Origin of the sequence: Brassicibacter mesophilus (genome assembly GCF_050433385.1) — a bacterium.
GTDB lineage: Bacteria > Bacillota > Clostridia > Tissierellales > Proteiniboraceae > Brassicibacter > Brassicibacter mesophilus.
This window is the reverse complement of record NZ_JBNPXI010000019.1, coordinates 72,858-97,169: the sequence shown is the minus strand read 5'-3', so window position 1 is coordinate 97,169 and position 24,312 is coordinate 72,858. Positions and strand designations below refer to the sequence as shown.

General features: G+C 34.9%; 20 protein-coding genes. All 20 read right to left on the bottom strand.

Translation table 11 applies throughout. The annotated features are described in order from the left end of the window. The coding region (locus tag HNR33_RS17330; RefSeq protein WP_429085681.1) for an amidohydrolase family protein at positions 1–680 on the bottom strand (680 nt) is incomplete at its 3' end. A 45-nt stretch (positions 681–725) separates the two neighbouring features. Then, complete coding sequence (locus HNR33_RS17325) at positions 726–1,592, bottom strand: isocitrate lyase/PEP mutase family protein (protein WP_429085677.1); 867 nt, start codon at positions 1,590–1,592, stop codon at positions 726–728. Positions 1,593–1,613: 21 nt separating this feature from the next. Then, positions 1,614–3,029: a glutamate mutase L gene (locus HNR33_RS17320; RefSeq protein WP_429085674.1), complete on the bottom strand. Its 1,416-nt coding sequence runs from the start codon at positions 3,027–3,029 to the stop codon at positions 1,614–1,616. A gap of 1 nt (position 3,030) precedes the next feature. After that, complete coding sequence (locus HNR33_RS17315) at positions 3,031–4,188, bottom strand: 2-methylaconitate cis-trans isomerase PrpF family protein (protein ID WP_429085671.1); 1,158 nt, start codon at positions 4,186–4,188, stop codon at positions 3,031–3,033. Positions 4,189–4,215: 27 nt separating this feature from the next. Beyond that, positions 4,216–6,075, bottom strand: a complete 1,860-nt coding sequence (locus HNR33_RS17310; protein ID WP_429085668.1) for a cobalamin-dependent protein — start codon at positions 6,073–6,075, stop codon at positions 4,216–4,218. Further along, positions 6,075–6,593, bottom strand: coding sequence for a LeuD/DmdB family oxidoreductase small subunit (locus HNR33_RS17305; RefSeq protein ID WP_429085665.1), 519 nt, complete (start codon positions 6,591–6,593; stop codon positions 6,075–6,077). The genes HNR33_RS17310 and HNR33_RS17305 overlap by 1 nt, the downstream gene beginning before the upstream one ends. Before the next feature lie 4 nt (positions 6,594–6,597). Next, positions 6,598–7,803 carry a 3-isopropylmalate dehydratase large subunit gene (locus tag HNR33_RS17300; protein ID WP_429085663.1) on the bottom strand — a complete coding sequence of 402 codons (1,206 nt, stop codon included), beginning with the start codon at positions 7,801–7,803 and terminating at the stop codon, positions 6,598–6,600. 16 nt (positions 7,804–7,819) lie between these two features. Beyond that, complete coding sequence (locus HNR33_RS17295) at positions 7,820–9,226, bottom strand: hypothetical protein (RefSeq protein WP_429085661.1); 1,407 nt, start codon at positions 9,224–9,226, stop codon at positions 7,820–7,822. Between the two features lie 2 nt (positions 9,227–9,228). After that, positions 9,229–10,125, bottom strand: a complete 897-nt coding sequence (locus HNR33_RS17290) for an NAD(P)-dependent oxidoreductase (RefSeq protein ID WP_429085659.1) — start codon at positions 10,123–10,125, stop codon at positions 9,229–9,231. A 433-nt stretch (positions 10,126–10,558) separates the two neighbouring features. Further along, a complete protein-coding gene (locus HNR33_RS17285) occupies positions 10,559–11,617 on the bottom strand; it encodes a PTS sugar transporter subunit IIC (protein WP_429085656.1) in 1,059 nt (352 codons plus the stop codon). 27 nt (positions 11,618–11,644) lie between these two features. Beyond that, the gene (locus HNR33_RS17280; protein WP_429085654.1) at positions 11,645–12,625 is read right to left on the bottom strand and encodes a xanthine dehydrogenase family protein molybdopterin-binding subunit; all 981 of its coding nucleotides are present in this window, start codon (positions 12,623–12,625) and stop codon (positions 11,645–11,647) included. A 1-nt stretch (position 12,626) separates the two neighbouring features. Next, complete coding sequence (locus tag HNR33_RS17275) at positions 12,627–13,901, bottom strand: xanthine dehydrogenase family protein molybdopterin-binding subunit (protein ID WP_429085651.1); 1,275 nt, start codon at positions 13,899–13,901, stop codon at positions 12,627–12,629. 18 nt (positions 13,902–13,919) lie between these two features. Further along, positions 13,920–14,384, bottom strand: coding sequence for a (2Fe-2S)-binding protein (locus HNR33_RS17270; protein ID WP_429085648.1), 465 nt, complete (start codon positions 14,382–14,384; stop codon positions 13,920–13,922). A gap of 38 nt (positions 14,385–14,422) precedes the next feature. After that, positions 14,423–15,295, bottom strand: a complete 873-nt coding sequence (locus tag HNR33_RS17265) for an FAD binding domain-containing protein (RefSeq protein ID WP_429085645.1) — start codon at positions 15,293–15,295, stop codon at positions 14,423–14,425. A 515-nt stretch (positions 15,296–15,810) separates the two neighbouring features. Next, the gene (locus HNR33_RS17260) at positions 15,811–17,382 is read right to left on the bottom strand and encodes a sigma-54 interaction domain-containing protein (protein WP_429085642.1); all 1,572 of its coding nucleotides are present in this window, start codon (positions 17,380–17,382) and stop codon (positions 15,811–15,813) included. Between the two features lie 181 nt (positions 17,383–17,563). Next, positions 17,564–18,823, bottom strand: coding sequence for a Glu/Leu/Phe/Val family dehydrogenase (locus tag HNR33_RS17255; protein ID WP_429085639.1), 1,260 nt, complete (start codon positions 18,821–18,823; stop codon positions 17,564–17,566). Between the two features lie 371 nt (positions 18,824–19,194). Further along, entirely contained in the window at positions 19,195–20,007 is an 813-nt protein-coding gene (locus tag HNR33_RS17250) for an Asp23/Gls24 family envelope stress response protein (RefSeq protein ID WP_429085637.1), read from the bottom strand. A gap of 216 nt (positions 20,008–20,223) precedes the next feature. After that, positions 20,224–22,239 (bottom strand): methyl-accepting chemotaxis protein, encoded by a 2,016-nt coding sequence (locus HNR33_RS17245; RefSeq protein ID WP_429085635.1) that lies wholly within the window; start codon positions 22,237–22,239, stop codon positions 20,224–20,226. Positions 22,240–22,605: 366 nt separating this feature from the next. Then, positions 22,606–23,361: an ABC transporter permease gene (locus HNR33_RS17240; protein ID WP_429085632.1), complete on the bottom strand. Its 756-nt coding sequence runs from the start codon at positions 23,359–23,361 to the stop codon at positions 22,606–22,608. Beyond that, positions 23,358–24,311: an ABC transporter ATP-binding protein gene (locus HNR33_RS17235; protein ID WP_429085629.1), complete on the bottom strand. Its 954-nt coding sequence runs from the start codon at positions 24,309–24,311 to the stop codon at positions 23,358–23,360. Before HNR33_RS17235 ends, HNR33_RS17240 begins: the two co-directional genes overlap by 4 nt. Position 24,312 lies beyond the last annotated feature (1 nt).

The window sequence follows — 24,312 nt, the reverse complement described above, 5'->3', positions numbered from 1 at the left end:
GCTGTTGGTCCTCCGTTTATGTGTGATACTACATCTGGATTTGTGTTCATTACATCATCTGCTGTTACTGTACTGCTTCCTGGTATTGATGTTCCTCCTGTATGCATCATTACTTTAAAGCCATTTTTCTTTGCCCATTCTACCATTGGTGCTGCTTCTTCTGGTTTCTTTACTGAGCCTAGTCCTACTTCTCCTACTAGCCATACTCCTTCTTTTGCTAGCTCTTCAAAGTCTTTCTCTACTAAACCTTTTTCAAGTATTACTGCTCCACCGTGTAGTTTTACTCCACCTGGTCTTGCATTTTTTGAGCTCTTATGTCCTACTATTGCTAATGCTTTTGTTCCTGCTGGATCTTTTGGTCTGCCTGGTGTGTGTGGCTCTCCTGCTGATATCATTGTTGTTACTCCACCATGTAGTGAGCTGTTCATAAATCCTATTGTGTTTTGTCTTGGTGTAAAGTCACCTAACACAGGATGTACGTGTGAATCTATAAATCCTGGTGCTACTGTTGTTCCTTTTGCATCTATTACTTTGTCACATGCAAATTCTTTTAAGAGGCTTTCGTCTCCTACTTTTTTTATCTTGCCATCTTCTACTATGATTGTATTTGCTTTTGATACAGGATTCTTTACATCTCCTGTAACTAAGATACCTATGTTTTTTATAGCTAATATTGACATAATACTGCCTCCCTTAATTAGAATCAGAGAATCTTAATTTGTTAATTATTCTCTAACAAACTTTTCTTCAAGCTTTGCAAACTCACCTAAGCCTACTAAGTCATTGAAATCTGGGAAAGTTATCATTTTATCAATAAAGTTTGCAGTTGTTTCATCAGCCTTTAAAGCATCCATAAGTTCGAACATAGCTTTTGATACAACATAAGTTGATGCAGTTGGGTATATAACTAAGCTGTAGCCTAATGCTTCTAATTCACTGTTCTTAAGAAGTGGTGTTCTTCCGCCTTCTACCATGTTTGCTAATGTAGGAACTTTTATTTCTTCGTGTACTCTTTTCATTTCTTCTTCTGTTTCTAATGACTCAACGAATATTACATCTGCACCCGCTGCTTCATAAGCCTTAGCTCTTCTTATTGCTTCATCTATTCCGTGAACTGTTCTTGCATCAGTTCTAGCGATTATAACGAAATCTTCGTCTTTTCTAGCTGCTTTAGCTGCTTCGATCTTACCAACCATTTCTTCCATGCTTACTACTTTTCTTCCTAACATGTGTCCACATCTTTTTGGAGCTACTTGGTCTTCTAATTGAATAGCAGCCACTCCTGCAGCTTCGTACTCTTCAACTGTTCTCATAACTGTTATAGCATTACCAAATCCAGTGTCTCCATCAGCGATTACTGGAACATCAACAGCACTTGCCATTTTTCTAGCTCTATCTAACATTTCAGTCATGCTTAATAAACCGATATCTGGCTTTCCTAATGCACTTGCTGCTTGACCATATCCTGTCATATATACAGCTTTAAATCCTGATTTTTCTATAACTCTAGCAGTTAAAGCGTCATGCGCTCCTGGTGCTACTAATATTTCCTTAGCGTTTAATAATTGTCTTAATACAGTTGTCTTTTTCATTGTTTTACCTCCTAGTATTGTTTAAATTCCAAATTGCTTTCTAAGAACTTGGAACGCATATTCTTCATCAATTTGTGATATAATGCCTCCAGTATACAACAAGTAGTTCTCATCTATTAGTATTTGTGGGTCATTTGGCAAAAGGGAAATTCCCTTATCTTTTAGTGCATTTTTTATAATGCTCTTACTTTCTTCAGGAGTTCTGTAGGCAAATATCCCACCTACACCTATGATTGTTCTTACATTTCTTAAGTCTCTTCCTACAGGCATTCCTGGCGATACACCTGTTATAGGATCTGCCACTGTTGAAATATAGCCTGCATGTCTTTTTAACGCAACCTCTACAGCTGTCTCTGCTAAAAATGTATCAAACATATATTCTTTGTCATCTTCTGCAATATGCATTGGATTTTCTTCCATACACTCACAATAATTAGTGAATTCTTCTAATAGCTCTTCATCTTTAATGCCTCTTTTGAATAATATGGCTTTAGGGTTAACTGTATCAAGTATACCCATAGCACTAACACGCATTCCTAAGTTTCCTTCAACAGTTCTATATGAAATCTGCTTCTCATTGCTTACTATTAAACCAATCTCTTCATCCTCAAGATTTGCAAGACCAGGTATAACCGAGTGAACATCAGTTGTAGCTCCACCTAAGTCAACAACGATTATCTCTCCTATCCCCTTATCAAGATACGTTCCCTTTGCTAATAACTCTGATGCCATAAGAACAGCTCCTGGGGTAGGTATAATCTTGTCGTTAGTTATTTCTTCCTGTAGTATACTCAAGCCTTGAGCTTTCGTAATCTGTTTAATAAATTCTCTATGAATAGACTCTCTTGCTTCATCAACTTTTAGCTGATGAATAGTTGGCATGATATTAGGAACTCGTATATGCGCTATACCACCTTCTCTTAATATTCTTGCCGCCTTACCTTGAGCGCTGATATTTCCAGCTATTACTACAATACCTTTTACCTTGCTTTCAACTATTAACCCAGCGTTCTCTATAAGTGATGATTCATCACCAAAGTCAGTTCCCCCAGCTAAAAGTATGATATCAGGGTTTATCTCCTTTAAAATCTCCACTCTATATTCAGGAGGATCTTCATTAGATACTATTTCAAGTATCTTTGACCCTGAGTTCATAGCTACTTCCTTTGCAGCCTTAGCAGTAACTCTTGCCATATATCCCATAGCCACCATTCTTAAGCCTCCAGCTGCACTACTGGAAGAAAGCACATGTTTAGCTTCTATCTTATCTTCATTTAGAAGCTCTTTTATCTTGTCACGACCTGCTTTTATTCCTTTGTACACATTATCGACTGTAGTTGGCGACTGCACAGTCGCCACTAATTCACAGTCTTTAAATAGCCTTTGCTTTGTATAGGTGCTACCTATATCTATGATCAAGTAGTCATATTTACACATGTTATTCCCTTCCTTCAACAGTGTAACAAGTTCCTTCCATGATTCTTCTTGCAGTTCTGCTTATTGCAGCTTTTTCTAACTTCCAGCCTTCAGCTTCTTTGCTTGCAGCAACATCTATTGTTATTACACCTGCTGGATGCCCTATTCTAAGAACACTGTCTTTACCTCTGTTCTTAGCGTTCATTGCCTCATTTACAATTGTTCCTTCTATTCTTGCTGCTGAACCTGTACATATAGTAGCTGTCCCTGCATAAGTCTTATGAACAACCTGCATGAACATCAATCTAGAAACAAAATCTACGTCATTTTCGCTTATTTGCTTACCTTTTGTAAAGTCAACATAGTCTTGCGCTGGAGATACGAAAGCTATCATTGGGAATGCTGGAGCTTCTTTAACGGCATTCTGCCACTCACTAACTAATCCCATCATAACTGCTGCTTTTCCTCTTATCTCTTCTAGTGTAGCTAACATTGCTTTATTTTCATCAATTTGTGCTGGAGTTTCAATTCCTGTTAATCCTAAATCTTTTGCTCTTACAAATACAACTGGGTTTGCTGCATCTACTAAAGAAGCTTCGATTTCACCATATCCTGTTACTTCGATTTTATCTATTGGGTTTCCAGTTGGAAGAAACTTTCCTGTAGCTGCTCCAGCAGTATCTGAAAAGTCAATTGTTATCTCTGAGCCTGTTCCAGGAACTCCAGCTATGCTATAGTCTCCTGTAACCTTAGCTTTACCGTTTACAACTTCAACTTTTTCAACTAATATCTTTCCTGTGTTTGTGTTGTGTACTCTAACAGTTGTGTAAGGCTCTTCAACCTTTACAAGCCCTTCATCTACTGCAAAAGGTCCAACTCCTGCAGAAATATTTCCACAGTTTCCTGAGTAATCTATTTTTGCTGCAACATATGATACTTGTCCGAATGTATAGTCTACATCAGCATCTGGTCTAGTAGATGGTCCAATAATAGCTAGCTTACTAGTTAATGGATCTGCTCCACCTAAACCATCAATCTGTCTAATGTCAGGACTTCCGAATATCTTTAATATTAATTCGTCTCTTTCTTGTTGGTCTTTTGGTAGGTTTTCTTCTTTAATAAAAATCCCTTTACTTGTTCCAGCTCTCATTATAACAACAGGTGTTTTTATCTGTTCCATATTTGACCCTCCCTTATTAAAAACAAATTATTTATTTTTTTTCTTCTCTATTTGCTCTTCAATCCATTTTACACATTCATCAAGATCTGTACCAGGTCCAAAGAATCCATCAACACCAAGGAATCCTGTTCCCTCATCATGGATTTTCTTTTCATACATAGCATGCTCTTCTTCTTTTTCAGCAATTCTTCCGCCTGCCATTAGAACTACATCATCTCTAATTCCAAGCTCTTTTAATCTATTTTCTACCCTTGGGAATAGTGTCATTCCTAATCCAAGTAGGTTACTTACTCCAACAACACTTGCTTTAGTTTCTGCTGCTACTTCAGCAACTGTTTCAGGCAAGTTCATACCTCTTAAGAATATTACTTCGTATCCTGCTTTTTGTATTGCCTCTTTAACCATGTTTATTCCTACAACGTGAGCATCTGCTCCAACAGTAGCTAATACTATCTTTTCTTTCTTAGTTATAGAATACTCTTTTGGAGCTTCTACATTTTCTTTAGTTAATGGCATATATTTCTCATCTACACCTAATGGAGTATATCCTGGAAGATATCTTCTGATACCATCTGCATCTCTATTTGTCTTAACAAATCTCTTAAGATCCCATCCTCCAGCTCTAGGAGTGTCAAGAATACCATTTTTACCTGCTTCTACTATTAAATCTATAAGCTCATGCTCATCATATTGCTTCCAGAACTCTTCATTAATTTCTTCAGGCTTTAACATAGTAGTTCTCTTTAATGCTGCTGTTAAAACTGCCATTGCTTCAGTCTTAATTTCTTCTTTTCTTTCATCTATAAATGGATCATGAATTTCAACCTTATAAGTTCCTTCAAATACATTTTGTGTAGCCCAGATAGCCTTAGCCATTGACTCACCAGTAGGTATCCCAACATTTTCAGCAGCCTTTGGTCTATAGAAGTTAGCTCCAGCTAGCTTAGCAGTAACTGCCATTCTTGCAAAGTGAGCTTGCTCTGCTATCAAGTCTGCTGGTGGATTTTGGAACGTTTCAGGTACTGCTATGATAAATTCACTCCAAATAGTTTCTCTAAATGCTTTTACTAAAGCTAAGTCAGCAAGAATATTGATACCAGCTACGTTCATTTGAATAGCACTTAATGCTCTATCTAATCCAGCTTTAACAGCTAATCCTTCAGATAATAAAATCATAGCTAAAGCCATACCATCTGTACCCATTATATTGTTGATGTGCTTATGAGTATCAAGCTGAATAAATATGCTATTTTCAGCACAGATTTGAATTGCCTTGAATCCATTTTCAACTTTTGTTCTGAAGTCATGAATTCCTCTTCCTCCAAAGTGAACGTGAACAACTGGGCCTAAGTCTGTACCATCGAATCCAGCTATTAATGCATTTAGTACGTTAAGGTGCGTAGTATCTCCAGTAGCATTTATTCTTATTGGATGCTTTGAACCTCCACCCATTTGAACAAATTCTCTTTCACCAGCTGGTGTAATTCCACCTTTTCCTCTTGATTGCTCAATTAGCTCTATACCATCAAGTGGATCTATATGTCTAGTTGCTTCTGAGTGTACGAACTGGAATAATGTAATCCCAAGCTTTTCAGCCATTTCGTACATATGTCCCGACTCCCTGAAAGTTTCTTCTGCACTATTTCTTCCAAGAATAGGGTTCTGAACAGGGTTTCCTGTTTTAACTGCTTGTCTTCCAAGCTCTGTTAATCTATATCCACTTCTAACTACTCCATTAACTTCTCTTGGATAAGCGTCAGGTAATCCTTGAACATCTCCATTTTCATCAACATATGGCATTTTAACACCAAAAGCTTTTTCATACGCCTTAATTCTTTCAATATCTTCTTTAACAATTCTCTCAGTATTTGGTCTTGCTTTAGCCATTAGATAGCACCTCTTTCCATTAGTTTCTTTCTAACTTTATTTATTAATCCACCAGCTTGAAGAGTTTCAAGTGTAGTTTCTGCTATTTTATCAAGCTTATACTGATTATGTGTTCTCAAGTTGGTTATTAAACCATTTATCAAGTCTATTTCAAATTCATCGTTATCTTGAGCTTCATTTTTTATTTCGTTTATATATTCACAAGTAACTACAGGAAGTCCTATATTTATAGAGTTTTTCCTAAAGATTCTTGCGAATGACTTAGCTATTACAATTCCTACCCCTGAACTTTTTAATGCAACTGGTGCTTGTTCCCTGCTTGACCCACAACCAAAGTTGTCATCAGCAATTATAATATCACCATCATTAACCTTCTCAGGAAAATCTGGAATTATGCTTCCTCTTAAAGTAACTTTTTTAAGCTCTTCTACCGGATATGACATAGCATATCCAGGAAGTATTTGGTCAGTATCTACATTTTCATTTAGCATAAATGCTTTTCCTTTTATCTTGTCCATTTCGCTACCCCTCCAATGGAATTACAGTACCTGGGCTTGTTATGCATCCCTTTACTGCACTTTCTGCTACAGTTCTAGGTGAAGCTAAGTATATATGAGCTTCTTTATGTCCCATTCTGCCTGGGAAATTTCTATTAGTTGAAGATATAGCTACATCTTCTTTTGCAAGCAATCCTTGGTGTGCTCCAAAGCAAGGACCACATCCAGGGTTAGTAACCATTGCTCCTGCTTCTCTAAATATCTTAGTTAAACCTTCATCTTCCATCCTGTCTAATATTCTTTTTGATGCAGGAACTATTATCATATTAACGCCATGAGCCACTTTTCTGCCCTTTAATACTTCAGCAGCTATCTTCATATCAGAATATCTTCCATTTGTACAGCTTCCTATAACTGCTTGGTTAATTTTCTGACCTTCAACCTCTTTAATAGGCTTAACATTTCCAGGTGATGACGGACATGCAGCTACTGGTACAATATCTGATGCTTTAATTACATAAGTCTCAGTCACAGCACCTATTTCTTCGTCGCCTTGATCTATATATCCTATCATAGCACCCATCTCTATCATCATGTTTGAAATAGTCATTTTTTCATCATTATCTAACCCAAGAATAGTACTACCACTGAATATTACTGCTTTATCAGTAAATCCATTAGTTCCAAACTTTCCTATTACGTGTAATATTATATCTTTAGCATAAACTCCAGGATTTAATTGTCCTTCAACATTTATTAGATAAGTTTCAGGAACTTCTAAGTCAAGCTCTCCTAACGCCATAACAGCTGCGAGCTCTGTAGACCCTACTGGTATAGCCACTGCACCATATGCACCTGCAGTACAAGTATGAGAGTCTGCTCCTACTATTATATCGCCTTTTTGATATAGATTTTCTTCATGAATTACCTGATGGATAACACCTTCAGATCTTCCATAAACTATCGAACCAAATCTATCACAGAAATCATGTACAGTTCTATGTTGAATTCTTGAATCTACAGAAGCACAAGGGATATTATGATCCATAACAAACGCTACTTTTTCTTTACTGAAAACCTGTTTTACTCCTATTTTTTCAAATTGCTCTATTGCTAAAGGTCCAGTTACGTCATGAGCTATTACTAAATCAACCTTTACACTTAGCTCTTCTCCTACCTGTACCACTTCTTTATTAGCTTTTTTAGCAATTATTCTTTCAATAATATTCACTCACGTCACCTTCTTTCTATGCTTCGACTAATACAATACCTAATTTATTAGCTATATCAACAGCTTCTTGTCTAGAAGGAGTAGCATCTCTAAGCACTAATCTTCCGCCACCTCTATTTAAAGCGTCTACCATGTATGTTCCTTGGTCAGTCTCTATTGTAACTCTTTGAACTTGGTACTCTTCATCTTTAACTATTTCAACTTCTATTCCTTCTTTTTCTACAAGATCTATTACTTCCTTATACATTTTACCGTCAGCTGTAGATGAACCACATACTGCTCCCATTAGTACTCCAGGAACATTTATTCCTCTACGAGCAAATAATTCTGGGTAAAGCTCTATTTTAACTTTTTTAATTTTCCCTTTTGCTAAGAAGTGAGCTATTCTTCCTGTATTTGTTGGAGAACCAACAGCCTGGCTGCTTCCTCCTACAACTGCCTCTCCTAATGTATTAGTAATTGGTCTAGCCCCTTCAGCTAATTTCTTAGCTACTTCCTTAGCTTTAACAAGTGTTTGTTCAATTTTAGCTTTTTCCTCATCTTTAATTGATTGAGGTATAAGTCTTTCAACTGGCTCTTTTGTTTTAAAGAATGGCTGCATAAATTCTACTACAGTAGGAACAATAGCCTTTCCTGATATAGGATGAACTTCAGTAGCCATAGCTAACATTACGTCAATAGGTACATTTACTTCCATATCAGTTTTTGCTGCTAGTCCTGCTGCTAATGTTCCCATAAGTATAGCTCCACCTATGTGAGTTGCACATAATGCAGGAACCATAACTCTCGGAGTACAAGGAACACCTATAGTAGGAGAAATCGCTATTACCATTGCTCGTTCTGTAGCTCTTGCACTTCCACCATATAGTTCTACTGTTGCAGCAGCTACTGCAGCTGAACCAGCACCGAAGCCTTCCATGTTACATCCAGTTGTTGTTTTACCAACTCTGAACATTGATCCTACTTTTAGTAATATTGCTGCTATTTCCGCTACTCTTTCTCTTTCATACCCTGTGTCATACATAGCTTTTATAAACCCTGTATAAGGACATGAATCGCCAGTACCAGCACATGGATTTAATCCTATACCATGATTTCCTACTTGAGCTGCAATAGTGTTCACCAAAGCTTTATCAACAAATTCATCTTTAAATAATCTAAAGCCTTCCATATTGTTTAGTTGTGCTCCAGTTGTTCCAAGTAACAAGCTGCTTCCAGTAGTTAAACCTATTTCAACAGCATGTAGGTTATGCTCAAACTCTTTTAAAACTTCTTCTAATATTTCTTCTCTATTTTTACCTGTTTGTACTTCTGCTTCAGCAAGTACTACATCAACAAATCTTACACCTTTTTTATCTGCAATCTCTATTATATCCCCGAGAGTTAAAGGCATTTTTTCTTCAATCATAGTTTTAATATCCATAATTAAGCTTGCTCCTCTCTTACTTCGATATTTCCCCATTCTTCATATAGTTTTAATACCGCTGATATATCTTCAGTACCTAATCCTTTTGCTCTTGCAATTTCATACATTTGTTGAGCTAAATTTCCCATTACCAACGGCATTTTCATGTCTTTAGCTGTATCAACAGCAAGTTGTAAATCCTTATATTGTAAATCTATCATAAAACCAGGTTCAAAATTACCTTTAGCTATAAAGTTTGAATATTTCGCAGTTAAAGCATAAGAACCACCTGAGCTTTGGCTTATAATATCATATAAAACCTCTGGCTTAAGTCCAGCTTTTACTCCTAGTGCTAATGCTTCTGATACAGCTACCATATTAGCTCCTAGTAGTAAGTTATTTACAAGCTTTACAGTATCCCCAGCACCAACATCACCAACATGGTTTACTTTTTTACCAACACAATTTAAAACAGGAAGAACTTTTTCAAATGTTTCTGTTTTTCCTCCTACCATGATAGTTAATGTACCTTTCTCAGCTCCTGAAGCTCCACCACTTACAGGTGCGTCCATTACTTCCACACCTTTTTCGCTTGCTTTTCTAGCTATATTTTGTATAGACTTCGGAGTGATGCTGCTTAAGTCAACTACTATCGCACCTTCTTTTGCTCCTTCTAACACTCCGTTCTTTCCAAGAATAACAGCCTCAACTATTGCCGAGTTTGGAAGAGATGTAAAAATAACATCTTTTCCTTCTGATACTTCTGCAGGTGTATTAGCTTCTTTTGCTCCAGCATCTACAAGCTCTTTTACTGCATCCTTATTTAAGTCAGATACTGTAAGCTCATATCCACCTTTAAGCACATTCATAGCCATTCTTTTCCCCATAACTCCTAAGCCTATAAAACCAATTCTCATACCATACCCTCCTAAAGTTTATAATTAATTTCAAAAATAATCATTCATATGCTTCTATCATATAGCAATAACCATGCCAACTATATTGTTAATAAATAAGCTAATTTTCGTCAATGTATTTATATAATCATTTCATATTTGAAATGCTAATTTGCTATTTCGTGAGTTGATTGTGATTTACTGTTTTTTACGAATTTCAAACTTGAAATGACATTTCAAATTTGAAACGGTATTTCGGCGTGCGTTTCATTACATTTTGTTAACAATTATATAATTTATCTAATCCATATTTTCTTAATAAGTCTATTTGATGTTAAGTTTCTAATTACATCAAATAGAAGTGTACATGGTACACTTCTATTTGAATTAAATTATGTGGTTATGTTATTTGTCTAGCTTTTAGAATCTTAAAACCTACTTAATAACTAAATGATTATAAGTTAATTTTTAGGTCGCCTTCTTTAATCCAGTTTTTCTTTCTCATAAAGTTAGCTATTAATGGAGTAAGAACTGCAGGGATAGCAATGTGTAATAATAATATACCTATATACATTGATGCTCCACCTTTTCCTGCAGCTTCCATAGAAGTTATTGTACTAAGCTGTCCAACTAGACCACTAGTTCCCATACCTGCTCCTATTGGAAGGTTTTCCATTTTAAATATTAATGTTGATAAAGGTCCTGTTATAGCTCCTACTAATATTGGTGGAATCCAAACTTTCCAGTTTCTCACAATGTTAGGCACTTGAAGCATTGATGTTCCTAATCCTTGAGCAACAAGTCCACCCCAACCATTTTCTTTAAAGCTCATTACAGCAAATCCAACCATTTGAGCTGAACATCCTGCAGTAGCTGCGCCAGCTGCTAGTCCCCCAAGACCAAGCATCATACAAATTGCAGCACTACTGATAGGAAGAGTTAACGCTATACCCATTATAACTGATACTAAAATACCCATGAAGAATGGTTGTAATCCTGTAGCATACATTATTAACTTACCTAATCCAGTCATAAATGCAGCAACACCAGGTCCAACAAATGTTCCAACAAGAACACCAGAAATAATAGTAACTGCTGGTGTAACAAGAATATCAACTTTTGTTTCTTTTGAAACCATTTTACCAAGCTCAGCACCAATTACTGCTGCTAAGAATGCTCCAACTGGTCCACCTAATGCGTTTCCAGCTGCTCCAGTAATAACAGAAGAGAATAATACTAATGGTGGAGCCTGTAGACCATAAGCTACGGCAACCCCTATGGCCGCACCAGTCATATCTTTTGCTATAGGCCAAATAGTTTCGCTTAAAAATGGGATTCCTAATTTACCACCTATAGTGTTCATGATAGTACCAATTAATAAAGACGAGAAAAGACCTAGTGCCATGAAGCTTAGGGCATCAACCAAATACCTTTGAACAGAAATTTCAATGTTCTTTCTTTTCAAGAAGCTCTGTTTTTTTACTTCATTTGCCGTGTTTTCGTTTTTACTCATTTTACAACCCCCGTTTCAATTAATTTTTTATTTTTTCTTTAATGCCTCTATTATATTTTCAGGTGTTACAGGAACTTCAGTAAACCTAACTCCAATAGCATCATAAATAGCATTTAATATTGCTGGTATTACTGGTATTAAAGCAGGCTCTCCTAATCCCTTAGCACCATAAGGCCCTGTTAATGCTGGGTCTTCTACAAGTATTGAATGAATTTCTGGCATATCCATCGCTGTATATACTAGATATTTAGAAAATCCAGGATTTTTAATAACTCCATTTTCTACTTCAAGCTTTTCTAATAGTGCAAGTCCTATTCCCATAGCACAACCGCCTTCAATTTGTCCTTCAGCCATTTTTTTGTTTATAGTCTGACCAACGTCATGGGCAGCAACTACATTTAACACTTGTACTTCTCCTGTATCTGTATCAACTTCTACTTCTGCAATGTTAGTTGCGTATGCATAACAAGCATATGGGATACCTTGCATATCAACAGGATCTAACAAAGTTGTCTCAGGGTTGAAAGAACCACTTCCTAATGCAATTTTACCTCTTTTTTTCATTTCACCCATAAGAACTGAAAAATCCATTTGCTTTGATTCATCATTTTTAACAAATACTTTTCTATTTTTTATATCAACTTGTTCTGCCTCTACGCCTAGAACATCTGCAGCTACTTCTAATAAAATATTCTTTGCCATCTTAGCAGCTTCAACACATGCATTTCCTGAGATATATGTTTGTCTACTTGCAGATGTAGCTCCACCTTCTGGCGTAACTCCTGTGTCGGCAGCAGTAACATTTACATCTTCATAGTTAACTCCTAATGTTTCAGCTACAATTTGTGCCATTACTGTTGAAGAACCTTGACCTATATCAGCACACCCAACTAATGCTGTTACAGATCCATCTCCATGTACCTCTACAAAGGCTGCAGCAGGATTTGGTAATCCTGTGTTACCTATTCCATACCACATACAGCCTACTCCAGTTCCTCTTTTTTTCATCCTACTTCACCTCTCCTTCGCCTGTTATTACTTCTTTAGCTTTTTCTACTGCTTTTTCAATTGTTTCAACTATACCCACACCATCAGTTAATAACTGTCCTGTAGGTGTGTAAGAACCAACTTTTAATGCATTTTTTAATCTCAGTTCAATTGGATCCATACCTAACTTTTTAGCAAGTAAGTCCATTTGTCCTTCATGAGCTATAGATGCCTGAGGTACACCAAATCCTCTGAACGCTCCTGCCATTGGATTGTTAGTGTATGCAAAAGTAGCAGTCATTTTCACATTTGGTACTTCATAAGGACCAGTTAAATGAGTCATAGCTCTTGCTATAACAGCAGGACCGTATGATGCATATGCTCCTGTGTCTCCAGTAATATGGGCCTCTAGAGCAAGTATTTTTCCGTCTTTTGTTGCTCCACTTTTAAGTTTCATAGTCATTGGGTGTCTCTTTGAAGAAACCATCATTGATTCTTCTCTGTCTCTAACAAATTTAACAGGTCTTCCAGTATAATATGCTAAAAGTGATGCATGACATTGTACAGATATATCAAGTTTTCCTCCAAAACCGCCACCTGTTACAGCTTGGATACTTCTAACCCTGCTTTGTGGGAATTTAAGCATTCTTGCAACTTCACCTCTATCGAAATGAGGATTTTGAGTTGAACTCCAGAATGTTACGATACCATTTTCATATTTAGCAATACCAGCTTCAGGCTCGATGAACATATGAGCAAAATAATTTGTTTTATATGTCTCCTCAACTATTACGTCACACTTTTCAAACGCTGAATCCACATCTCCTCTTACAAGGTTTTTTGTTTGAAGAACATTTGTGTTTCCGTGGATTTTATGAGAATCTTCTTTAAAAGCATCTTCTATAGTAAATATAGGCTCTAATTCTTCATATTCTACTTCTATTAGCTCTAATGCAGCTTCTGCAATTTCTTTAGTTTCAGCAGCAACTATTGCTAATGCATCACCTATTCTTCTGATTTCGTCATCAACTAGTATAGGTTCGTCTTTAAAAATAATACCTACTCTATTATCGCCAGGAATGTCTTTGTACGTTAATACAGCTGCAACTCCTGGTAACGCTTTTGCTTTACTAGTATCAATATTTTTTAAAATAGCAGAAGCTACTTTACTCCTTTTTACTGCTCCATAAAGCATATTTTCTAATTCCATATCAGCTGCAAATAAAGCTGTACCTAGTACTTTGCTTAACGAGTCTTTTTTTCCGACACTTTTACCAATTATGTTTAACTTATCCATACAACATCCTCCTTTCAATTACTTATCTCTAGCTATTTCAACAGCTTCAATTATTTTTTTGTATCCAGTACATCTGCATATATTTCCAGACATTGCTTTTTTGATTTCTTCTTTAGCTGGATTAGGATTCTTCATCAGTAAAGCCTTAGCTGAAAGAATCATTCCTGGTGTACAGAATCCACACTGTACAGCACCAGCATCAATAAATGATTGTTGAAGCTTGTCTAACTCTCCATTCTTCGATAATCCTTCTAATGTAATTACAGAACATCCATCAACCTGTGGCGCTAATACTATGCAAGAGGTTACTGCTTTTCCGTCCACAATAACAGTACATGCTCCACATTCACCCTCTGAACATCCTTCTTTAACACTTGTAAGTTTGAAATCTTCTCTAAGCATATCTAATAATCTTTTATTTGGATCTATCTCAATAGTTACATCTTCATTGTTAAGGTTTAACGATATTTTTACTTTTTCCAAGTTATAATCCTCCTCTATATATACTTATACTCTTAGTGTTAATTTAAGTCTGCTAAAATATTAGCAAACATTTCTCTAGCAATACCCTTCATGCTCTCTCTCTTGTATAGCGCTAAGTTTTTGAAAGGTGAATTAGTAACACTTACATCAGTAATTTCAGATATTTTTTCTATACATTCTTCTATATTTTGCTCATTTAATTCTTTGCCTATTAATAATTCTTCCACTTCTCTAACTCTTACTGGATATCTAGATATAGCACCTAATGATATTTGAGCTTTTGTGCATTTATTGTCAGCATCTTTCTCAATCATTGCACCAATGCTTATTACAACTATTGCTAACGCTTTTCTTTTTCCTAACTTTCTAAAGCTAGTTGCAGCATTTTCACTTGGTACATCAAAGAATATTTCTGCTAAAACCTCATCTTTTTTAATTTGACTATTTCCTTCTCCCTTGTAGAAGTCTTCAAGCTTCATTGTTCTATCGCCTTTAGCACTTTTCAATACTACAGATGCGTCAAGAGCCATAAGTGCAGCTATAGAATCTCCAGCAGCAGAAGCATTAACGATATTTCCTCCAATAGTTCCTAAATTTCTTATTTGTGTAGAACCAACTTCGCCACAAGCTATAGCTAGAGCCTTAGCTTTTTTTACTAACAACTCACATTTTTCTAATTCACTAAAAGTTGTCATTGGACCAATTTTAATAAGACCATTTTCTTCTTTTACGTACTTTAGTTCATCAACTTTACTTAGATTGATTACCGTCTCAGGACGTATAACCTTTTTGTTGATTTGAACAATCAAGTCAGTTCCTCCAGCAATTACATGAGTGTTACAAGTAGCATTTTCTAATAGCTTAACAGTCTGCTCCACTGTAGTTGGAGCATAATAATTAAATTGTTTCATTTTATCCCTCCTGTATAGTCAGCATATTATAATGAGCATAAAGCTTATTAGCTTTATAAATCCAACAGGATTTATATTAACAAAATACCCACATTAATACAATATCAAACGCGATAATTGTCGAATTATAGTGTTCTTATGGAAAACGTTAACAATTCTGACTCCTGTTGATAACTTTTTCACATTTTATTAAAGCAATAAGTATGCCAATTTTAAAATTAGTACTAAAGTCATTAATAAAAGCTTATTCATCAAAATAATAAGAATCTTTAAATGGAAAAAACGCTCCATAGCTATTTCAGTTTTGAAATATTATAAGAGCGTTTTTTGTATACATTGAATTTACTTAAGTGTAAAGCGTTTCAAGAATGCAATGCAGCGTTTCATTATTGAAACACCATTCTACTCTATATCCCTTGAATCATTTTTTTACATTAATAAAGCGAAACTGATTGTTAGATATGTGATTGCAAAGCATTTCAGTTCTGCAACATAGTTTTTCGTCATTGAAACGTTTATTCTTCTATACCGTATTGTTTTATCTTCCTCCATAATGATGTAGTGCTAATCTTTAAATATTCTGAAGTTTTTGTTTTAATTCCGTTATTTATTTTTAATGCCTTCTCAATTATTTCCTTCTCATAGTCTTTTAACATATCATCAAGACCATTCTCATTTACTTCTTGAGAGCTATACCCTTCCTTGAGCTTTCTAGGAAGGTGTTCAACTTTTATTATTTTGTCATTTCCTATGACATTAAATGTTTTCTCTATACAGTTTATAAGCTCTCTAACATTGCCTGGCCAGTTATAGCTGACTATTATACTCATGGCCTCTTCATCTATTCCTTCAACGAATTTTCCAAATATCATGTTCATATTTTTAATAGTGTCGTTCACCATCAAAGGTATATCCTCTTTGATATATCTCAGTGGGGGCAAATGAACATCAAGAACATTTAGCCTATAATATAGATCTTGCCTAAATTTACCTTCTTTTACTAAAGCCTCCAAGTCTTTATTTGATGCAGATATAACACGAATATCTAATTTGACGGTTTTGCTACTTCCAATCCTTGTAACTTCCCTTTCCTGTAAAACCCTCAATATTTTTGACTGAAGATCAAGATGCATTTCACTGATTTCGTCCAGAAATAAAGTTCCTCCATTAGCTTGCTCGAAAACTCCTGGAGCTCCTCCTTTTTTGGCACCAGTAAAAGCACCTTCTTCGTATCCAAAAAAATTACTTTCCATAAGATTTTGAGGAATAGCTGCACAGTTTATGGCAACAAATGGCTTACTAAACCTGTCACTTGCATTGTGTATAGATTGAGAAAAAACTTCTTTACCAGTTCCAGTTTCACCGAAAATCAATACATTAGAACTGGATTGAGCTGCTATTTTACAAACTTCTTTTGCTCTTTTTATTTCATTGCTGTTTCCTATAATATCGGAAAAATTGTATTTAGCATTCTGATATTTTTTCACTTCATTTAATAAATTTTGATTCTTGAGAACGTGGTCTTCGTTATTAAATCCAAATCCAAAATTAACTCCCATAGGTATCCTAACAGCACTTGCTCCACTTATATAGTTTGATTCACCAATTATTGGTTTTTGCTTTTTCATGGCTTCATTAGCATCTTTACTTATTGTACCTAAAAACTTTGTATTCACTTCTCCATTTGAATTGACTGACGCGAGTCTTTTCCCTTCCCCATCAAAAACAACAGCTTCTCCACCAGCTACTCTTGCAATAAAAGGAAGAGCATCAATAAGAGATTTCTTTAGTGAATTACTATATCTTACACGTTCAACGTTACTACAACACAATACATAATCACCTATAGGGATACACCATGTTTCAGCACCAATCTCCAGCTGAGACATTCCATATACAGTCTGTTGCTCATCTGCCGTCTGTTTTGCCAAATCATAACAAACACCCTTTAGTTCTTCTATTTCTCGTCCAGATGAATCTACAGTCTTTATCCTTTCTCCGTTCTTATCAGTAAGCGCTGCATATCCAGACGTAACTCTTGCAACAGTAGGAAGTGCATCTAGAAGTATCGTTAATATTTTATCCATAATGTGGAAATAGAACCTCCTCGTTGTTTATTTGCTTTCAGTTTTTTGTCGAATAATATATTTTTTAAGTTGTATACATTATATCAGATTATTAATTTTTTTTAAACAAAAGAGGTTTTAAACATAAAAAAGAACCCTGAAATTTTTTCAGAGTTCTTTTTATATCAAACTATTTTATATTCTAGTACCATCCTCTAGCTTTCATAGCATCTGCAACTCTCTTAATAGACATTACATAAGCAGCAGTTCTCATGTCAACATTGTATTGATCTTTAATAGCATTGATATCATTGAAAGCTTTTACCATTAAGTATTCTTGTTTTTCTTGTACTTCTTCAAATGACCAGTAGTAGTTTTGTAAGTTTTGTACCCATTCAAAGTAAGAAACTGTAACTCCGCCTGAGTTAACTAAAATATCAGGAACTACTAATATTCCTTTTTCATTAAGAGCCTTGTCAGCTTCAGGAGTAGTAGGTCCATTTGCACCTTCACATACGACCTTAGCTTTTATCATATTAACGTTATTGCTTGTGATAGAGTTTTCTAGTGCACATGGTGCAAATATATCACATTCAATTCCGAAAACTTCGTCTCTATTTAATTCTTTAGTTCCGTGTCCAAAACCAGTTATGAATCTATTTTTACTTTTAGCTGAGTATTCCATCAACGCTTTAACATCTATTCCGTTTTCATCAACTAAGCAGCATGAATAGTCTGATATAGCAACAACTTTAGCTCCCATTTCATGTGCATAGTACGCAGCAAAGCTACCAACGTTACCAAATCCTTGAACTACAACTTTTGAACCTTTTAAATCCATTCCAAGATATTTAGCAGATTCTCTCATCATAAGAGCTACACCATAACCAGTAGCTTCATTTCTTGCTAATGAACCGCCAAATGCAACAGGTTTTCCTGTAATAATTGCAGGGACATTTTCGCCTCTCATCTTAGAGTATTCGTCAACCATCCATGACATGATTTGTGGATTAGTGTTTACATCTGGTGCTGGTATATCTTTCTTTTCACCTATTACTGGTGCTATAGCTTTTATATATTCTCTAGATAATCTTTCTAGTTCTCCTTCAGATAATTCAGATGGATCAACAGTTATTCCACCTTTTCCTCCACCATATGGGATACCAACAACGCCACACTTAAATGTCATCCATGTAGACAATGCCTTTACTTCGTCAAAATTAACTCCTGGATGGAATCTTACTCCACCTTTTGCTGGACCAACTGCATCACTATGTTGAGCTCTGTATCCAGTAAACACTCTAATGCTTCCGTCATCCATTTTTACAGGCATAGATACTTCTAAAGCCCTTAAAGGTTGTTTTAATAGTTCAAATACAGCTTCATCTGCACCAAGTACATCACAAGCTGATTTGATTTGTTGCTGAACAATTTCAAAAGGATTTAACGTTTTTTCTGCCATTTAATAGGCCCCCCTTAAAACTAAATTTATTTTAGTTTGTAGTTCATCAATTTCCTTATTAGTTCAAACATAATAATCCAGAGCATTATGTATCAAGCATTGTATCTAAGGAAATTAACGAGCTATTAATGCCAATTCTGCAAAGCTGTAATCCTGAACAAATAAAACGTTTTCATAAAAGCTTAGAATTTCCCTTAAGCTACTCACACTGCAATTATAGCATATAAGATTTATCATGTAAACATTATCAAAGGACAACATTTGTTACGTTTTTGACATATTATAGGATAAAATATGGACTATTAATAAAAAAATACTTACCTATAAGCCTCTTTTTAATTAATAGTCTAACTCATATAATAGTTCCTACACTAAAGCTTTATCATTTTTTTAACATTTACATCAACAGAAATAATATTTAAGGATGTCATATAATCTATTTCTTGAATTACTTGATATTGTAGATTCTTTATCATAGAGACAATTGGAATTCCATGTATGACTTCTATATCTATATTTATCATTATTCCTTGCTCAACTGTTTTTAAAGATATTGCAAGCAGTCTAGATAATCCAAACACATTTCTGGCTGAATAGTTTATTAAGTCCTTAATAACCTTATCGGATATGGTATATTTGCCCAAATAGCTAAATGTAGGCCTAACTACAGTTTTTTCATAGGACTGATCTCTTATATCTTCTTTTTTCTTCCAAATTTTAAGAGAATCAATAAAGTATCCTGAAAAATCTTTCTTTACTTCAAATGTGGGTACTGGTATTATATGCTTTCCTTCTTTTCTTCTTTGTCTTTGAGCAATTTTTATTTCTTCTTCTGATGAAATCTCTTCTATATATATTCTCTTTTCAATATCAGGCAGCTTCAAGGTTTTCGTTATTTTATCGATCATTCTATCTGATGTGCCTAGTATCAGAATTACATCAGGCATCATTATATCTATTGCTTTTATTACTTCAGTTCTATGCTCTGCATCCATAAATATAGCTCTTTTTATAGCACTAATTACTGAACCTTCCCTCTTTGCTGACTTTCCTGCTATAATTTTATTACCTTTTATAAAAAGACCATCATCAATGATGTACTCAATATCCATCTCTTTAGCTATCATTATAGCTTTATAGCTCTTCCCACTTCCACTTGATCCAATTAAAGCAATAGTCTTCATTAGTACTCCTCCAATATTGTTGAGTATATCACCATTCTAGCATATTATACATATATAAAAAAGTAATATACGTGAAGTGCACCCCAAAAGTTAAATTTATTGTCTAGCTTTTGAGGTGCACTTTAATGTCGCTTTTTTATAGTACATAAAGAACTCTTAAACTTTCTCTATGTACACTTTGTAAAAATGATTTTATTCTCACACATAATAAGGTTTTTATATCTTGAATTTGTTGATTTCGTCATTGAGCTTTAGTGATAATTCGTTGAGTTTATCTGCTGCTCTTGCAACCTCTTCAACAGCCATAGATTGTTGCTGCATTGATGCCGTTACTTCCTCAGAAGCAGCTGCAGTCTCCTCAGAAACTGAAGATATTCCCTCTATTGACTCTACAATGGAATCCTTGTCCCTGTTCATTTCAATAACATAATTAGCAATCAGCTCTATTTTTTCAGTTATTTTTTCTATAGCATTAGAGATCAAGTCAAATGAATTATTAACTTCTTCAACTGCAACAGTCTGTTCGTCAGCTCTTTTCTTAACGTCTTGCATTATACTAACTGTATTTTCACTTTCTTGTTGGATGTTTACAATTATCTCTTTTATCTGGTCAGAAGAAAGTCTAGAATCATATGCAAGTTTTCTTATCTCATCTGCAACTACCGCAAAGCCTTTTCCATGTTCACCTGCCCTAGCGGCTTCTATTGAAGCATTTAAAGCTAATAGATTGGTCTGTTCTGCAATAGAGTCAATAGTTTGTAGTATATCCCCTATATGCTTTATGTTTCCATCTAAGCTCATTATAGCTTCTTCAATGGTAATTGTCCCTTCATTATTCATCTTTGATTTTAATTTAAGCTCTTCAACAACCTTTAAGCTTGTGTTACTTGTTTCAAGTACATCTTTTGCTGACATATGCATATCATCAGAATCACTTGTAAGACGGATAAATTTTTCAGACAGATTAGATACAAGAGTTGCTCCTCTTTCAGAATCAGATGCCTGCTCAGAAGCTCCTTTTGCTATCTCTTCAACTGTTCTAGCAACTTCTTCAGCAGAAGCACTAGTTTCTTCTGATGTAGCAGCTAAATTTTGTGCTGATGCAGTAACTTCAACTGAAACCTGTTGTATACTTTTTATTAACTTAGCTAAGTTGTCAGCCATAACATTAAAGCTTTCAGCTAACATTCCAATTTCATCACCAGAACTTACCTTCGTCATAATAGTAAGATCACCATTTTTGATTTTCTCCACATTTCCTGATAACAGCTTTATTGGTTTAGTAATTGTTCTAGAAAAAATGTATGAAATAAGAACAGCAATTATCAATAATACTGCCCCAATAGCTAATATCATTCTAAGAATAGTTGACGTTTTCTCTGCTAACTCACTAAGATATATACTTGAAACTATCTTCCAGTCTAGTCTTTCCAGATCATTTATAACAGCTAATTTCTTCTTTATTTTACCATCTTCGTTAAAATCATATTCTATATACTTTACATCTTCAGATCTGATTGCATCATCAATTTCTTTTACAGAAGAAGGCTTGCCTACTAGTTCTTCATTTTTATGAATTAATATAAGTCCATCCTTGCCATACACGATAGGATATCCATCTTTACCAATCTTTATATTTGTTATTTTGCTTGATAATGTATCTAAAGATACGTCTATCCCAATAACTCCAACGAATTCGTTCTCATTACTTTTATTATATACAGGAATAGTTGCGGAAATGACCATTTTTTTTGTTGCCTTATCAACATATGGTTGCGTCCATATCAACCCCTTCTTTGCAACAGCTTCGTTATACCATTCCGCTTTAGTAGGATCATAATCTGATGAAAGCTGTGCTTGCGGATATATGTACATCGTCTTATCTTTAGCTCCAAGATATATGTTAGTTACATCTTGGTAATTTTCCTTATAGTTCTTAAAAGATTTAAGCATCCATTCACTAGAATCGGCATTTGATAAAATCGACTGTACATTTGAATCAGTTGACATAACTTCTAAACTTTGTTCTAGTCCATCAAGATAACTATTGATAGATCTATTAATCTCATCGCTTAAAGAAGTAGTAGATGCTCTGAATTGATCCTTCATTATATTAGTCGATATTAAATATGAGCCAATACCTAATACTAAAATTGGAACTGCAATAAGAATGACAAACATACTAATAAGCTTTGTACTAATACCAATTTTGATTTTTTTATTTTTTTTCATAAACTCCCTCCTTTTTTTGTAATTTGCTGCATAATTATGCCAATTCGACATTTTGCTACATTTTTCTTACATCTTATACTTCATTATTTTATCATGATAGTGAATATAAATACTATAACATTCTGTATATACATTGATACATCAGTGTTTTTTGTAAAAACTCTACATAGTTATAATATTTAGAATATTCTTTTTATATTTATACCACGATTTTTGTCGATAAAACAAATATTAAAAAAGAAAATGGCAGTTTTGGTTTATGTTTCAAAACTGCCATTCACGTCAAATTTTAGCGTATAAAAATCATCTGCCAAAGCTATAGCTTTTCTATTTCTCATAGTACGTGCATAATATATTAACTTAAAATCATTGTGCCGTTTCTTTATTCAATCTCCATAGTGCCAAAGTAAAACTACAGGCGGACATTAAAACAAGCAGAAAAATAACAGGTAAAATAAATTTAAAGGAAATAAAATCATCTAGTATCAAACTTCGTAATGCGTTGATGATAAGGGTAAACGGGTTAAGGTTTACCACTATTCTTAGTACACCAGATACATTTTCCACAGGAAATAATGCAGTGCTTAAAAAGAAAATGGGTAGTACAATTAAGTTCATAACTGTTTCATAAATCATTTCATTTGGTAGCAGCAAGCTGATAGTATAAGCCAGTCCTGACATGAAAAAAGCTGTTAAGAAAATCAATACTGTCATAAGTAAGATACCAGCGACACCCATGGTAAACTTTACCCCGAACAACAGACTTAAAACACATAGAATTATCACCTCAAGAAAAGTACACATAACGGCTTCTAGCATTTGTCCCAACACGATAGAACTTCTTCTAACCGGAGCTATAAACACTCTGTAAAAACTACCGCTTGATTTCATTAGAAAATTAATCATACCACCACTGCTGCAAGCAGCCATTGTGACAAGAATAATAATGCCCGGCAAAATATAAGCGGTATAGTTATCAATTCCTATATTTTTCATTGTTCCATTTGCAATTGTACTATATAGCACAAGCCAAATTATAGGCTGTGAAATAGTAATAATGATTGATATAGGGTTTTGAAAACGCCACTTCATGTTTCGCCAAAGCATATTAAAGACACTCATGACAACACCCCTTTTCCACTTGTTTCTACAAGATTTAAAAATATATCATCCAGACTTGGCTGTGCAATTTCGATGCCCCTGAACGGTGTATTTTGCTCTAACAACCAGCTATTGACAGCTCGAAATTCTTTTTGACTATCTTCTATTGCCACTATAATACAGTTATCCTGTACGGTAACTGATTTTAATGATATGGCATTTTGCAAGAGATCGGCACAGATTTTTGCTTGTTCTACTCTATCAAAGCAGATACGAAGAACATCTTGATGCATATACTTTCGCAGATCATGAGGAGACGCCTGAACGACCTCATGTCCATCCTTCATAATGCAGATTGTATTTGAAAGTTGATCAGCCTCCTCTAAATAATGAGTGGTCAGAAAAATGGTTGTTCCAAAATTATCGCGAATCTTCTTCATCATATCCCACATATCCATTCTTGACTGAATATCCATACCAACGGTTGGTTCGTCCAAAAACAAAATTTTCGGCCGAGACATCATGTTCATAGCAATATCCACCCTTCGCTTTACACCACCAGAATAAGAGGAAACCGGATATTTCACATAATGTTTCAATTCAAAACAACGAATCAAATCTTTCATTCTCTTTTTAGCTGTGTCGGAACTCATTTTATAGAGCCTTGACTGAAACATCATATTTTCTTCCATTGACAGGTGAGTATCAATAGAAGTACGTTGAGCGACACAGGCAATCTGTTCACGAATATAGGTGCAGTCTTTTTCTATATCCTTTTCTAGGACTTTTATTGTACCGGAAGTTTTAACAAGATAGGTTGTCAAAATATTAATAAGTGAGGATTTACCCGCACCATTTTGCCCAAGAAGAGAAAAAATCTCCCCATTCTCTACCTGTAAACTCAAGCTATCTAAAGCCCGTACGCCATCTTTATACTGCTTTACCAGATTTTCAACCTTAATTGCCATCATA